At 42.5% G+C, this 13,391-nt stretch carries 15 protein-coding genes, 1 pseudogene and 1 other annotated feature; of the genes and pseudogenes, 14 read left to right on the top strand and 2 right to left on the bottom strand.

What is annotated here, in order from left to right:
- Positions 1-43: 43 nt before the first annotated feature.
- The 11 genes from minC (at position 44) to pheA (ending at position 7,952) form a co-directional block, all read left to right on the top strand.
- The gene (gene minC / locus AM592_RS09730) at positions 44-739 is read left to right on the top strand and encodes a septum site-determining protein MinC (protein ID WP_053603622.1); all 696 of its coding nucleotides are present in this window, start codon (positions 44-46) and stop codon (positions 737-739) included.
- Complete coding sequence (gene minD, locus AM592_RS09725; protein WP_053603621.1) at positions 732-1,535, top strand: septum site-determining protein MinD; 804 nt, start codon at positions 732-734, stop codon at positions 1,533-1,535. Before minC ends, minD begins: the two co-directional genes overlap by 8 nt.
- A 147-nt stretch (positions 1,536-1,682) precedes the next feature.
- Positions 1,683-2,456 (top strand): M23 family metallopeptidase, encoded by a 774-nt coding sequence (locus AM592_RS09720; RefSeq protein ID WP_053603620.1) that lies wholly within the window; start codon positions 1,683-1,685, stop codon positions 2,454-2,456.
- On the top strand, positions 2,449-3,315 hold the full coding sequence (locus tag AM592_RS09715; RefSeq protein WP_053603619.1) for a M50 family metallopeptidase: 867 nt from the start codon (positions 2,449-2,451) through the stop codon (positions 3,313-3,315). Before AM592_RS09720 ends, AM592_RS09715 begins: the two co-directional genes overlap by 8 nt.
- 66 nt (positions 3,316-3,381) lie before the next feature.
- Positions 3,382-3,458: a sequence feature (ribosomal protein L21 leader region), on the top strand.
- Positions 3,459-3,471: 13 nt separating this feature from the next.
- Positions 3,472-3,780, top strand: a complete 309-nt coding sequence (gene rplU, locus AM592_RS09710) for a 50S ribosomal protein L21 (protein ID WP_053603618.1) — start codon at positions 3,472-3,474, stop codon at positions 3,778-3,780.
- Between the two features lie 14 nt (positions 3,781-3,794).
- Entirely contained in the window at positions 3,795-4,136 is a 342-nt protein-coding gene (locus AM592_RS09705) for a ribosomal-processing cysteine protease Prp (protein WP_053603617.1), read from the top strand.
- A 12-nt stretch (positions 4,137-4,148) separates the two neighbouring features.
- On the top strand, positions 4,149-4,433 hold the full coding sequence (gene rpmA / locus AM592_RS09700; protein ID WP_053603616.1) for a 50S ribosomal protein L27: 285 nt from the start codon (positions 4,149-4,151) through the stop codon (positions 4,431-4,433).
- Positions 4,434-4,677: 244 nt separating this feature from the next.
- The gene (locus AM592_RS09695) at positions 4,678-5,256 is read left to right on the top strand and encodes a sporulation initiation phosphotransferase B (RefSeq protein ID WP_053603615.1); all 579 of its coding nucleotides are present in this window, start codon (positions 4,678-4,680) and stop codon (positions 5,254-5,256) included.
- Positions 5,257-5,283: 27 nt separating this feature from the next.
- Positions 5,284-6,570 (top strand): GTPase ObgE, encoded by a 1,287-nt coding sequence (gene obgE / locus AM592_RS09690; protein WP_053603614.1) that lies wholly within the window; start codon positions 5,284-5,286, stop codon positions 6,568-6,570.
- A 59-nt stretch (positions 6,571-6,629) separates the two neighbouring features.
- A complete protein-coding gene (locus AM592_RS09685) occupies positions 6,630-7,073 on the top strand; it encodes an ACT domain-containing protein (protein ID WP_053603613.1) in 444 nt (147 codons plus the stop codon).
- A gap of 24 nt (positions 7,074-7,097) precedes the next feature.
- Entirely contained in the window at positions 7,098-7,952 is an 855-nt protein-coding gene (gene pheA, locus AM592_RS09680; RefSeq protein WP_053606057.1) for a prephenate dehydratase, read from the top strand.
- 32 nt (positions 7,953-7,984) lie between these two features.
- Here the strand turns inward: pheA and AM592_RS09675 are convergent, their stop codons facing one another.
- Positions 7,985-8,527 carry a transcription repressor NadR gene (locus AM592_RS09675; RefSeq protein ID WP_053603612.1) on the bottom strand — a complete coding sequence of 181 codons (543 nt, stop codon included), beginning with the start codon at positions 8,525-8,527 and terminating at the stop codon, positions 7,985-7,987.
- Positions 8,511-9,674, bottom strand: a complete 1,164-nt coding sequence (locus AM592_RS09670; RefSeq protein ID WP_053603611.1) for an IscS subfamily cysteine desulfurase — start codon at positions 9,672-9,674, stop codon at positions 8,511-8,513. Before AM592_RS09670 ends, AM592_RS09675 begins: the two co-directional genes overlap by 17 nt.
- A gap of 93 nt (positions 9,675-9,767) precedes the next feature.
- Between AM592_RS09670 and nadB the strand changes: the two are divergent.
- The 3 genes and pseudogenes from nadB to nadA form a co-directional block, all read left to right on the top strand.
- A pseudogene (nadB, locus tag AM592_RS09665) lies at positions 9,768-11,353 on the top strand (L-aspartate oxidase); the annotation flags it as partial.
- Positions 11,333-12,166: a carboxylating nicotinate-nucleotide diphosphorylase gene (nadC, locus tag AM592_RS24355; protein WP_376773418.1), complete on the top strand. Its 834-nt coding sequence runs from the start codon at positions 11,333-11,335 to the stop codon at positions 12,164-12,166. The pseudogene nadB and the gene nadC, both read left to right, overlap by 21 nt.
- Positions 12,166-13,272, top strand: coding sequence for a quinolinate synthase NadA (gene nadA, locus AM592_RS09655; protein WP_053603608.1), 1,107 nt, complete (start codon positions 12,166-12,168; stop codon positions 13,270-13,272). Before nadC ends, nadA begins: the two co-directional genes overlap by 1 nt.
- Positions 13,273-13,391 lie beyond the last annotated feature (119 nt).

Genomic DNA, 13,391 nt, shown 5'->3' with positions numbered 1-13,391 from the left:
TTCTATCATATGTCGAAAAGAGTATGATGTTGAGGTGAACATCGTGAAGGCTCAGAAACAACAATACGCAACGATAAAAGGCACGAAAAACGGGCTGACTCTGCATTTGAACGATTCCTGCTCATTTCAGGAGCTTCTCCAGAGCCTTCAAGAGATGCTCTCTTCCGAATATTATACGGATAGCAAGGGACAAAAAATAAATGTTCATGTGGAGCTTGGGAACCGTTTTATTAATGAAGATCAAAAAGCACAGATTTGCAAGATCATTGCAGCTAGAGAAGAGCTGTCTGTTTATTCAATCGAAAGCAATGTAATAAGTAAAATAGAAGCAGAACGGATACTGGAAGAATCTGAAGTCATATCAGTGGCAAAAATTGTCCGTTCCGGCCAAATTCTACAGGTGGAAGGTGACTTGCTTCTCATTGGGGATGTCAATCCTGGTGGAACGGTAAGAGCCGGCGGCAATATTTTCGTATTAGGGGCTTTAAAAGGAATTGCCCATGCCGGCTATAATGGCAACAGGCAGGCAGTAATTGCTGCTTCTGTCATGACCCCGACCCAATTAAGAATCGGCAGTATATTAAATCGGTCGCCTGATCATTACCAAGAAGGCGATAAAAATGATATGGAATGCGCTTATTTGGATGAGAATGAAAAGATGGTCATTGAACGCCTTCAACAATTAGCTCATTTAAGACCTAATTTAACGAGGCTTGAAGGAGGAATTAAAATTGGGTGAGGCTATTGTAATCACATCTGGGAAAGGCGGAGTAGGGAAAACCACCACCTCTGCAAACTTGGGTACGTCTTTAGCCATACTGGAAAAAAAAGTGTGCCTTGTCGATACGGATATCGGCCTGCGTAATTTAGATGTCGTTATGGGGCTTGAAAATCGAATCATTTATGATCTTGTCGACGTGACTTCCGGAAGGTGCAAAATCCATCAAGCGCTGGTAAAAGATAAGCGTTTCGACGGTTTGCTGTATCTGCTGCCTGCTGCTCAAACGAGTGATAAATCTGCGGTAACTCCTGAGCAGGTAAAAGAATTGATCCAGCAATTGAAGCAGGATTTTGACTACATAATTATTGACTGTCCAGCAGGAATCGAGCAAGGATACAAAAATGCGATTTCCGGGGCAGATAAAGCAATTGTGGTTACGACTCCGGAAAAATCAGCAGTTCGTGACGCGGACCGGATCATCGGTTTGTTGGAACAGGAGGATATCGAAGCTCCACGCTTGATCGTAAACCGTATTCGCAGCCAGCTGATGAAGAATGGGGATACAATGGATGTTGATGAAGTTGTCCAGCATTTATCGATTGATTTGATCGGAATTGTTGCAGATGACGATGATGTTATTAAGGCATCACATAATGGCGAGCCGATTGCAATGGATCCGAAAAACCGCGCATCTATTGCATATCGTAATATAGCCCGCCGTGTACTCGGCGAATCGGTTCCCCTTCAGCCATTTGAAGAAGAGAATAAAGGAGTATTCGCAAGACTGAAATCATTTTTTGGTGTCAGAGCTTAATAGATTTATTTAAGTCCTTCTGCTTTATAAAGCAGAGGGATTTTTTTGTTATATTCAGCCTGGCCTTAGAACATGGAAAGTGAGCATATTTAAATTGGACAAGGAATAAGATTGTACAAACAAAGTGAAAAAGGATGGTCGGTAAGGATGAAGCATCGAGGGGATGATATTCGCAAAAGATTTGCCAAAGAATTGAAAAAAAGAAAGGCTCAAAACGATCACGTAACGAAAACAAAGCTGGATACACCTAAATGGCCGGCAGTGGAAGGAGACAAGCAAGATAGTTCTGCCGCCTATCAAGAAGATTTGAGTGAGAAGAATAGCAGACATCCGCTTTTTTCTAATTTTTTTCTATTTAAATGTCTGATTTCGGCTTGTCTTGTCCTTATTGCAGCGATTACATACAAGTCGGATGATACACCATTTGATAGGTTGAAGCCGTATTTCAGCACGACATTTACTGAAGAATTTCAATTTGCGGCGGTTAACCGCTGGTATGAATCTAATTTTGGAAACCCGTTAGCTTTCCTTATGAACAATAAAGAAGGGACGAATGAACCGGTTGAAGTCAATCGAGATTTACCGGCCTCCGGAAAAATTCAAGAAACCTTTAAGGACAATGGGGAAGGAGTCAAAATTGAAACGTCTTCCCAGGAGATTAAAAGTATAAAAGAAGGCTATATCATCGATATATCAAAAGATCCGAAGACGGGGCTGACTGTCGTCATACAGCATGCCGACAATTCTTACAGCTCATATGGAGAACTAGAAGAAATCAATGTGTCATTGTACCAGTTTGTTGACAAAGGAAGCGAAATAGGAAAAATCCATATGAGTGAAGAAAATAAAGGAGTTTATTTTTTTGCAATAAAGCAAGGAGAAAATTATATCGATCCGAAACAGGTGATTTCCTTTGAATAAAGGGGCGGAGTTATTGGCAAAACTGCATATTCATCCTTGCCTGTGGGTCGTGATGGGAATCTGCCTGGTCACTGGGTACATCCAGCAATTTTTGTGTTTATTTCTTATCGTTTTTATTCATGAGCTCGGCCATTCCATCGCTGCCTTATTTTTTTCGTGGCGAGTGAAGAGAATCCTGCTGCTGCCGTTTGGAGGATTACTTGAAGCAGAAGAGCACGGAAACCGTCCCTTAAAGGAGGAGCTTGTGGTTATAGCAGCAGGGCCGATTCAACACGTCCTCCTGCAATTGGCCGCATGGCTCTTTTTCTTAATGTCCGGTATCAATCAATCCCAGTATGACATGTTTACATTTTATAATTTTTCCATTTTGCTCATTAATTTATTGCCAATATGGCCTTTGGACGGGGGAAAATTAGCATTCATCTTGTTTTCAAAGTATTTTCCCTATCAAACGGCTCACCGGTACAGCTTGCTGTCCTCTTCCCTGTTTTGTTTGCTTCTCCTTCTTTGGTTTGCAGCCGTTTCTCCTATGCAGCTGAGCGCTTGGATTCTTTTGGTCTTTCTGACATACTCTCTTTATGATGAATACCGGAAAAGGCATTTCACACACATTCGCTTTTTATTAGAACGATATTACGGGAAAAAAAGAGAGCTGGGGAGGCTGACTCCGATTAAGGTGAGCGCTGACGATAAAATCCTTGACGTGCTCTCAAAATTCCGGCGGGATTGCAAGCATCCGATTCATATAGAAAAAGACGGACGGACAATAAGCGAGCTGGATGAGAATGAATTGCTCCATGCTTACTTTGCAGAAAAACGGACGAACACGTCTATGGAGGAATTGATGTATCTCTATTAACAATCAGGCAAATTAGATTGACAATCACGGCTCTCTTTGGTATATTTTTTATGTTATGCTTGTAGCACCAAGCTATAACCGCTCAGAAGAGGTAATAAGAGCTTGCAATAAGCCGCCTTTGTCTGGCGAGTCTTAGTCAAATAGGAGGTGCATCTGATGTACGCAATTATTCAAACAGGTGGAAAACAAATCAAAGTTGAAGAAGGCCAAGCGGTTTATATCGAAAAACTTCCTGCTGAAGCTGGAGAAACCGTTACTTTCGAAAACGTTTTGTTTGTCGGTGGAGAAAATGTAAAAGTTGGCAGCCCGCTCGTTGAAGGCGCAACTGTAACGGCAAAGGTTGAAAAACAAAGCCGTGCGAAAAAACTTGTTGTGTTTAAATACAAACCGAAGAAAAACCAACACAAAAAACAAGGTCACCGTCAGCCATACACTAAAGTTGTAATCGAAAAAATTAACGCGTAAGGCGTGTTTTTGATATGATTCAGGCAACGATTAACAGATCAGGCAACTCACGGGAAATTGTTTCGTTTTCATTATCGGGACATGCTGATTTTGCTGAGCATGGTCAGGATCTTGTATGTGCGGGAGCTTCGGCGATCGTTATCGGTGCGATTAATGCGGTGGAAGCTGTAGCGGATATTAAACCGGTTCTGGAAATGTCAGATGACGGAGGCTACGTGCATTTTGAATTTCCTGCTGAGTATGATCACAGTGCCTTTCAAAAAGCACAGCTGCTGCTTGAAGGAATGATTGTATCTCTTGAAACGATTGAAAGAGACTATCAAGACTACTTGCAACTCAAGCAAAATACGATATAGGAGGTGAATCTCATGTTAAGATTAGATCTTCAATTTTTCGCATCTAAAAAAGGAGTAGGTTCAACGAAAAACGGACGTGACTCTGAATCCAAGCGTCTTGGCGCAAAACGTGCAGATGGACAATTTGTTAGCGGCGGCTCCATTCTTTTCCGCCAGCGCGGCACAAAAATCTATCCTGGTGAAAACGTCGGACGCGGAGGAGACGACACACTTTTTGCTAAAATCGACGGAACTGTTCGCTTCGAACGTTACGGACGTGACCGCAAAAAAGTGAGTGTCTACCCTGCGGCTCAATAATCGAAAAAACTCCGATCAAATGTGATCGGGGTTTTTTTAATGTGTAAAGGCAAAAAAATATTTCTTTGGGATCAATCGTTTGAATTTTAGCTGAAAAGTGTTGGTTTAGAAGACGTAATCACGGTTTTATTCAATGTTCCTGTATAGAAAACGCGTTTTCATTCTCAGGTCTTCTCTGTTATAATTCAAAGTACGAAACTTCACAAAACTCCTAAAAAGAGAAGAAATGATTGGGAGTGCTATCATGAAAGAATTAACAAATCAAGCAGAAAATCACACCGATCAAACGGTGCTTTCAAAGGAACTTCTTCATTTGCTTGGTCATTCCCGACACGATTGGATGAATAAATTGCAGCTGATAAAGGGAAATTTAAGCTTGCAAAAATATGAACGAGTATTTGAAATTATCGAAGAAATGGCCATAGAGGCGCAGCATGAATCAAAGCTTTCCAGCATGAAGGTTCCCCATCTTGCCTATGATTTGGTTACGTTCAATTGGAAATCAAAGTATATTACACTTGAATACGAAATATTGGGAAGCGTCAAGGATTTGTCTTATTTTGATGACAAGCTTGTTTACGTGGTTCGAAAGTTATTACATCTTTTTGAACAGGCTGTGTCGAAGGAAAGTGAGAATCATTTGACTTTGACCCTGCAAACAGATTCTCCTGACGATGTACTCATTCTATATTTTGATTTTCATGGCTTGCTGCAGAACAAAGAAGTCTTTGATAATATCCATACTGCTGACAGAAGCTTTTATCATATCAATCGATTCAAAATATCGGATAAAGAGTGTCTTGCAGAATTATATCTGCAATGATTTTTTTCATTTAGAACGGAGGAAATTATGTTTGTAGATCAGGTCAAAGTGTATGTGAAAGGCGGCGATGGGGGCAACGGAATGGTTGCTTACCGCCGTGAGAAATATGTTCCTAAAGGAGGTCCTGCCGGCGGAGACGGGGGAAAGGGAGGCAACGTCGTTTTCGTTGTCGATGAAGGACTCAGAACTCTGATGGATTTCCGTTACAATAAGCATTTTAAAGCGGACCGCGGGGAACACGGAATGTCAAAAAATCAGCATGGAAAAAATGCTGACGATTTAGTAGTTAAAGTTCCGCCGGGTACGGTTGTGACAGATGAAGATACAAATCAGGTCATCGCCGATCTTACCGAGCACGGACAAAAAGCCATAATTGCAAAAGGCGGAAGAGGAGGAAGAGGCAATACAAGATTTGCTACGCCGGCAAATCCCGCTCCTCAGCTTTCTGAAAATGGCGAACCCGGAAAAGAGAGACAAATCATTCTTGAACTAAAGCTTCTCGCGGACGTGGGGCTTGTCGGCTTTCCAAGCGTCGGGAAGTCGACGTTATTATCGGTCGTATCTGCAGCGAAGCCGAAAATTGCTGATTACCACTTTACGACGTTGTCGCCAAATATCGGTGTAGTCGAAACAGATGATGGCCGCAGCTTTGTCATGGCCGATCTTCCTGGCTTAATTGAAGGTGCACACGAAGGTGTCGGGCTGGGACATCAATTTTTGCGGCACATTGAACGAACAAGGGTTCTTGTGCATGTAATTGATATGTCCGGACTTGAGGGAAGAGATCCATATGAGGATTATCGTACGATCAACGAGGAGCTTAAACAGTACAATCTTCGCTTGCTTGAACGTCCCCAAATCATTGTCGCCAATAAAATGGATATGCAGGAGGCAGCGGATCATCTGGAAAGCTTTAAAGAGAAAGTCGGAGATGATTATCCGATTTATCCTGTCAGTGCTCTTACTAGACAAGGACTGCGTGAATTACTGTTTGAGATTGCCAACCAGTTGGAGACAACTCCTGAGTTTCCACTTTATGACGAAGAAGAGCTTACTGAAAATCGCGTTCTTTACAAAATGGAGGATGAAGAACAGCCATTTTTCATTACTCGCGATTCCGATGGAACATTTGTCATTACCGGACAGCAGCTGGAAAGGCTGTTTAAAATGACAGACTTTTCAAGAGATGAATCTGTTAAACGTTTTTCAAGGCAGCTGCGCGGCATGGGAGTCGACGATGCACTCAGAGAACGGGGAGCAAAGGACGGAGATACGATCAGGCTGCTTGACTTTGAATTTGAATTTATTGATTGATGGATGGATCGAAAGAGCGGACTAGCCTGCTCTTTCGATTTTAAAGGAGAGTAGTGCTTGTGAAAGAAGAGACATTTTATTTGGTCCGAGAAGACGTTTTGCCTGATGCAATGAGAAAAACGCTTGAAGTCAAAAACTTGATCGAGCGCAAAAAAGCAGAATCTGTTGCAGAAGCGGTAAAGCAGGTCGATTTAAGCAGAAGCGCTTACTATAAATATCGCGACGCTGTTTTTCCGTTTTATACAATGGTAAAGGAACAAATCATTACTCTTTTTTTCCATCTGGAAGACCGCTCGGGAACGTTGTCACGGCTCTTGTCCGTCGTGGCACAATCGGGCTGCAACGTATTGTCGATTCACCAGACGATTCCTTTGCAAGGAAGGGCCAATGTTACACTGTCGGTCAGCACCGCTGGAATGGATGAAGATATTCATTCTTTAATGGCAAAGCTGAAAAAAATGGATTTTATAGAGAGAATTGAAATATTAGGATCAGGCGCTTAAGGAGAGAGAACATATATCATGCACATGAACGTCGCTTATTTGGGGCCAGAAGCAACCTTTACACACCTTGCGGTTACTTCATGTTTTCGTAACGAAATTACAGCAAAACCATACATAACGATCCCGGAATGCATGGACGCAGCTATGAATAGAGAAGTTGACCTGGCTGTTGTCCCGTTGGAAAATGCCATTGAGGGATCCGTCAATCTGACCATTGATTATTTAATTCATGAACAGCCTTTGCAAATCGTTGGAGAAATTGTCTCTCCGATTCGGCAGCATTTGCTGGTTCATCCCAGCAGGAAAGATACTTGGCAAAACATTGAAAAAATTGAGTCGCACCCTCATGCGATAGCACAATGCCATCGATTTTTACGCCAATACTTTAAAACAACACCGTTTGATTATACAACGTCAACGGGAGCGGCAGCAAAGTTTGTTAGTGAACATCCGGAATGCAATATGGGAGTGATTGCGAATGAAATGGCTGCGAAGATCTACCAGCTTGAAATCGTAAAAGAAGATATCCACGACTATGACAATAACTATACCCGATTTGCAATTTTGCAGCGGCCAAATCAGGATGCTGCCTTACCAGTAAAGAATCAATCGTCAGTGGATAAAACAACATTAATGGTAACTCTTCCAAATGACAGAACAGGTGCGTTGCATCAAGTTTTGTCCGCCTTTGCATGGAGACAAATCAACCTGTCAAAAATAGAATCCCGGCCAACAAAAGCCGGTGTTTGGGACTATTTTTTCATAATAGACATTGAGATGAAGCTTGATGATGTATTAATCCCTGGAGCTATCGCTGAAATTGAGGCGCTCGGCTGCGGTGTCAAGCTTTTGGGATCGTACAGCTCCTATCTGCTGTAAAAAACCTCCAAGCAAATGCTTGGAGGTTTTCTTTAATCTTTTACAAGAATCCCAGCCTTGTATAGGGCGTTTTCTACTTCGTTTAATTTGCTTTCGTCGTCAGATACAATGGTGTGAATGTGAATGCCGCCTGTTAATTCCAACAAATATGAAGCATTTGTCGACTCCACTTTTTTTATAAAATCACCGACTTCTTTTCTTGTGCTTACATGTATCGCTGCAGTTAAATCTCCATAAACAGGATGCTCAATAATTACATCCTTAACTGTTACGCCAAAATCAACGATCATATCTAATTCAATTTCGGTTTCCTCCGGCAAATGGCTGCAGGCAATTTTTTTTTCGTACGTTTTCTTTACCCTTGCTGTAGAGTGAAGATACATGTAACCTTGGCTCGTCGCAACAATTGGTTCATTTTTTGCTTTAAGCAAGGAGATGTCCTGGACGATGATCTGTCTTGAGACGCAAGCTTTTTTTGCGAGTTCCGTTCCGGTAATTGGAGCAGAAGCTTCTTTTAGCCAGTCAAGAATCTGTTCTCTCCTTTGTTCTCCCGATAATTTAACTCCTTCTTGCAATCGCAGCAGCCCCTTTCTTATTTTTTTGTAATTGTTTCAATACTTGAAGTAAAGATGCGATGTCTGCATCTGTAGTCTCATAACCGAAAGATATGCGAATGAATTGCCGGGCCTTCTCTTTAGAATAGCCCAGCGAGGTGAGTGCTTGTGATGGCTCCTGTTTTTCTGCTGAGCAAGCTGTTCCGGTAGATAGGCAAATTCCTTTGCGATTACTTTCTAACATAACATATTGTCCTTCATAAGGAGGAAAAAAACAACCGAAAATGTGAGGAAGGATCTTCGCCGTCGAATTTGAAAGAGCGGGCTGTAATGAAAGCTTTTGTTCTTTTACATCACAGACTAATCTTTTACGAAGATGCTCGTATTTTTGTGACTGTTGATCCTGTCTTTTGATGATCCATTCTGCAGCTGCCGCAAAAGCTCCAGCGCCGGGAACATTTACGGTGCCGGGCCGAAAGCCTTTCTCATGGGACGTATGGGGAAAGACAGGTTTCCAAAATACGTCGGGCCTGATATAAACGGCTCCAATTCCTTTAGGTCCGTAAATTTTGTGGCTCGCAAATGAAATGGCATCCACTCCAAGCTGAAGGATGTTTATCGGCAGTTTTCCAAAGGTTTGAACAGCATCGGTGTGAAGGAGAATTCCTCTTTCCTTTAATTCACAGGACAGCTCCGCAAGTGGCTGGATTACTCCGGTCTCACTGTTGGCATGCTGAATGGAAACAAGTCCTGTATCGGGCCGAAGTTTATTCAGGAGAGCTTCGCTTGTAATTAAGCCGTTTTTGTCAGGCGCAACAAAAGAAACTTCAAAGCCAATTTGTTTTACATATTCTGCAGTGCTTATGATGGATGGGTGTTCAACGGTCGTAGTGACAAAATGGCGCTTGCCTTTTGGCAGGCCTAATAAAAGAGAATAAATGGCAAGCCAGTTTGATTCAGATCCCCCACTTGTAAAATACAAGCCGTTAGCTTGCCCGCCGATAGAATGAGCAAGCTGTTCCCTGCTGTAGTCAAGAATTCTATTCGCCATCTCACCGCCATCGTGAAGGCTTCTCGAATTTGCGTAAATGTCGGAGCTTAGTTTTTGCAAGGCGGTAAGAGCCGGCTCACACATCGGAGTAGTGGCTGCGTAGTCAAGATAAATCATGATCATTCCTCCGTTTTCGTAAAAAAGACTTGAGTTTATTGTATAGATGTGTAAATATAAGTGTCAAGACAACTGTAAACACAGGAGGCCGAAATGTCAAAACCTACTACGATTCTCATAGGGTCCGGGATAGCCGCTTTATCTTGTGCTGCTACGATGCCGCCTACTCATAAACTCCTTTTGATTACAAAACAAAATACACATGACAGCAATTCGATTCTTGCACAAGGGGGGATTGCTGCTGCGATAGACAGAGAAGATTCTACACGAAGTCATATAAATGATACGTTAGTTGCTGGAGCGGGGCATAACGATGAAATTGTCGTAAAAGAGGCTATAGAAGAAGGAAAAGACATCATCCAAAAAATGATCACGAGCGGATTTCCATTTGACAGAGATGTGCATGGCACAATTGATCTTGGCAAGGAGGGAGCCCATTCGCAAAACAGGATCGTTCATGCAGGTTCAGATGCTACCGGAGAGGTTCTCATCCGTCACTTCCTGTTCAATCACCCTGATCTTGAAATCGCCGAACATGAAACGGCTGTCGAGCTTGTAGTGAGTGAAGGTGAATGTGCAGGCGTTGTGACAAAACAAAAGGATGGGAAGATTATATTTAGAAAAGCAGACCATGTCGTGTTAGCGACTGGCGGTTGCGGAAATCTTTACACCTTTCACTCAAATCAACCGACAGTGACCGGAGACGGACTGTCCCTTGCCTATAGAGCCGGAGCCAGGCTGACTGACATGGAATTTCTTCAATTTCATCCGACCATGCTGGTCAAAACAGGGAAATGCTTCGGGCTTATTTCTGAAGCTGTCAGAGGGGAAGGCGCTCAATTAGTTGATGAATCAGGACGAGAAATTATGAATGGGGTTCATCCACAGAGAGATCTTGCTTCTAGAGATATCGTAGCAAGACAACTTTTTAAAGAGCAGCAGAAAGGCCATCAAATATTTTTAGATATTCGAGGGATTCCCCATTTTTCCGATCGGTTCCCGACTATTTCGCGGCTTTGTGAGAAAGCTGGAGTATCAATAAAAGAGGGTAAGATTCCGGTTTCACCCGGCATGCACTTTTTAATGGGCGGAGTGGAAGTAAACCGTTGGGGAGAAACGAATATCAAAAGGCTGTTTGCTATAGGTGAGGTGTCTTGCACCGGCCTTCACGGAGCGAACCGGCTCGCGAGCAATTCATTATTGGAAGGGCTGGTATTTGGAAAACGCGCAGCGGAAAAAATTTCGAATGATTTCAGCACAGCTCCATCAGTTCCGGAAAGAAAGGATATCATATTTGACGTACCTCAGCTCGATATCCCCCGGTTAAAAGAAATCATGACAGCATTCGTCGGGATTGTCCGATCCAAACATGAATTGGAAGTCGCGGCAAAATGGTTAGACGGCATGTCGACAAAGCCCATTCATGTGAAAAATATCACAAATGATGAACTTGAAACCTTTCACTTGTACGAAACTGCGAAACGAATCACAGCTTCCGCCCTTGCTAGAGAGGAAAGCAGAGGAGCACATTTCAGAGAAGACTACAAACAAACTGATCCGGACTGGGCTGGAAAAAAAATCATCCATGAGAAGGGAAAATTGTTCACAGAACAAAGAGAAGGAGAAGAGGCAGCATGCAGCATTTTCAAGTGAAAAAAATGATGGAATCCTTTTTTTCTGAGGATATTGGCCACGGTGATCTAACAGCCGATCTAGTTTTTCGAGAGGATCATACTTGCCGGGCACAGCTGATAGCTAAAGAAAATGGTTATTTTTCAGGTGCAGCTGTATTGAAGGCGGGCTATGAAGTGTTAAGTGAGGAAGTTGAAGTAAATTGTTTTCTCAGTGATGGAGAGCCACTGTTTGAAGGAGATGTAATAGCGGAAGTTACCGGACCTGCGCGAATGATTTTAACGGGAGAACGGGTCATTTTAAATCTCATTCAGCGAATGTCAGGAATTACGACGATAACTAGAAAATCAGTTGCTGCATTAAACGACCCATCGATTCAAATATGTGACACCAGAAAGACGACACCTGGACTAAGGGCTTTGGAAAAATTCGCAGTGAGAGCGGGAGGCGGGAGTAATCATCGCTTCGGCCTATACGATGGAATCATGATTAAAGATAACCATATTGCTGCTTGCGGATCGATAAAAAATGCGGTTCGGATGATTAAAGAGACAGCCGGCCATATGGTCAAGATAGAAGTAGAGATTGAAACGGAAGATCAATTATATGAAGCAATTGAAGCAGGAGCGGACGTTATTATGTTTGATAATTGCCCGCCGGAGAAAACTGCTCGATTTGCAAAGCTCGTTCCTGGGGGAATCATACTTGAAGCTTCCGGGGGGATTACAATTGAAAATCTTCCTGCCTACAGCGGAACCGGAGTGGATTATATTTCATTAGGGTATTTAACCCATTCAGCAAAAGCATTGGATATTAGCTTGGATGTCCTTATTCATACAACAAAATTGGAGGTTAAATAATGTCTATATTAGATCTGATCAAAATGGAAGACAAGATGATGCCTGCCCATTATAAAACATTGACAGAGAAAGAAATGGAGGAACGAGTTCAATCGATAAAAAAACGTTTCGGGAATAGGCTGATTATTCCCGGACACCATTATCAAAAAAATGAAGTGATCCAATTTGCCGATTTTACTGGAGATTCACTGCAGCTTGCACAAATGGCGAAAAAAAATACAGAAGCAGAATATATTGTTTTCTGCGGTGTTCATTTTATGGCTGAAACTGCCGATATGCTGACATCCAAACAGCAAACTGTCGTATTGCCGGACATGAGAGCAGGCTGTTCAATGGCTGATATGGCAAACATGCAGCAAACAGAACGCTGCTGGGAACAGCTGACGGATCGTTTTGGAGACACGATCATTCCGTTAACTTACGTAAATTCAACAGCAGAAATTAAAGCCTTTGTCGGTATGCATGGGGGAGCAACTGTAACATCCTCCAATGCAAAGGAAGTTGTCAAATGGGCACTTTCACAGAAAAAACGGATTCTCTTTTTGCCGGATCAGCATTTGGGACGCAATACTGCTTTTGATTTAGGTATTCCATTAACTGAAATGGCTGTGTGGGATCCAATCGAGGATCGGCTCGATTACGAGGGAGAAGCAGAAAGGCTTCAGGTAATTCTTTGGAAAGGGCATTGTTCGGTTCATGAAAAATTCACAACAAATCATATTGAAGCAACAAGAAAAAGAGATCCCGAAATCAAAATTATTGTCCATCCGGAATGCACAAGAGAAGTTGTCAGTCTTGCTGACTATTCGGGATCAACCAAAATGATCATAGACACCATCAATCAGTCGGAGCCGGGAACAAAATGGTCAATCGGGACTGAAATGAATTTGGTAGAGCGCATCATAGAGAGCCATCCAGACAAACAAATCGAATCGTTGAATCCGTATATGTGTCCATGCCTTACAATGAACCGGATCGATTTGCCGCATCTGTTATGGTCACTTGAACAAATAGAAAAAGGTGAGCCTGTCGGAGTTATTAAAGTGCCCGAAGAAGTTACAGTTCATGCGCTCGGTGCACTAGATCGTATGCTGAGCTTAACATGACGAACTTTCCCTTCCTAGTCATAATCACTTGTACCGAAGCATAAATTAATGTGAAGGATCATGTGATTAAACGAGATCGTTGTTTTCTAACGTTAACGTTTTGCATAGGAGGGGAAATC

The sequence above is a fragment of the Bacillus gobiensis genome, from assembly GCF_001278705.1.
GTDB lineage: Bacteria > Bacillota > Bacilli > Bacillales > Bacillaceae > Bacillus > Bacillus gobiensis.
The sequence above is the reverse complement of the archived record's forward strand: the minus strand, read 5'-3'. Positions and strand labels throughout refer to the sequence as shown.

Bases quoted from the DNA above. Each gene is read 5' to 3' on its own strand.
- AM592_RS09670 (WP_053603611.1), bottom strand. From the start codon at position 9,674: ATGATTTATCTTGACTACGCAGCCACTACTCCGATGTGTGAGCCGGCT.
- nadA (WP_053603608.1), top strand. From the start codon at position 12,166: ATGTCTATATTAGATCTGATCAAAATGGAAGACAAGATGATGCCTGCC.
- nadC (WP_376773418.1), top strand. From the start codon at position 11,333: ATGATGGAATCCTTTTTTTCTGAGGATATTGGCCACGGTGATCTAACA.
- AM592_RS09695 (WP_053603615.1), top strand. From the start codon at position 4,678: ATGAAAGAATTAACAAATCAAGCAGAAAATCACACCGATCAAACGGTG.
- obgE (WP_053603614.1), top strand. From the start codon at position 5,284: ATGTTTGTAGATCAGGTCAAAGTGTATGTGAAAGGCGGCGATGGGGGC.
- pheA (WP_053606057.1), top strand. From the start codon at position 7,098: ATGAACGTCGCTTATTTGGGGCCAGAAGCAACCTTTACACACCTTGCG.
- rplU (WP_053603618.1), top strand. From the start codon at position 3,472: ATGTACGCAATTATTCAAACAGGTGGAAAACAAATCAAAGTTGAAGAA.
- AM592_RS09705 (WP_053603617.1), top strand. From the start codon at position 3,795: ATGATTCAGGCAACGATTAACAGATCAGGCAACTCACGGGAAATTGTT.
- AM592_RS09720 (WP_053603620.1), top strand. From the start codon at position 1,683: ATGAAGCATCGAGGGGATGATATTCGCAAAAGATTTGCCAAAGAATTG.
- rpmA (WP_053603616.1), top strand. From the start codon at position 4,149: ATGTTAAGATTAGATCTTCAATTTTTCGCATCTAAAAAAGGAGTAGGT.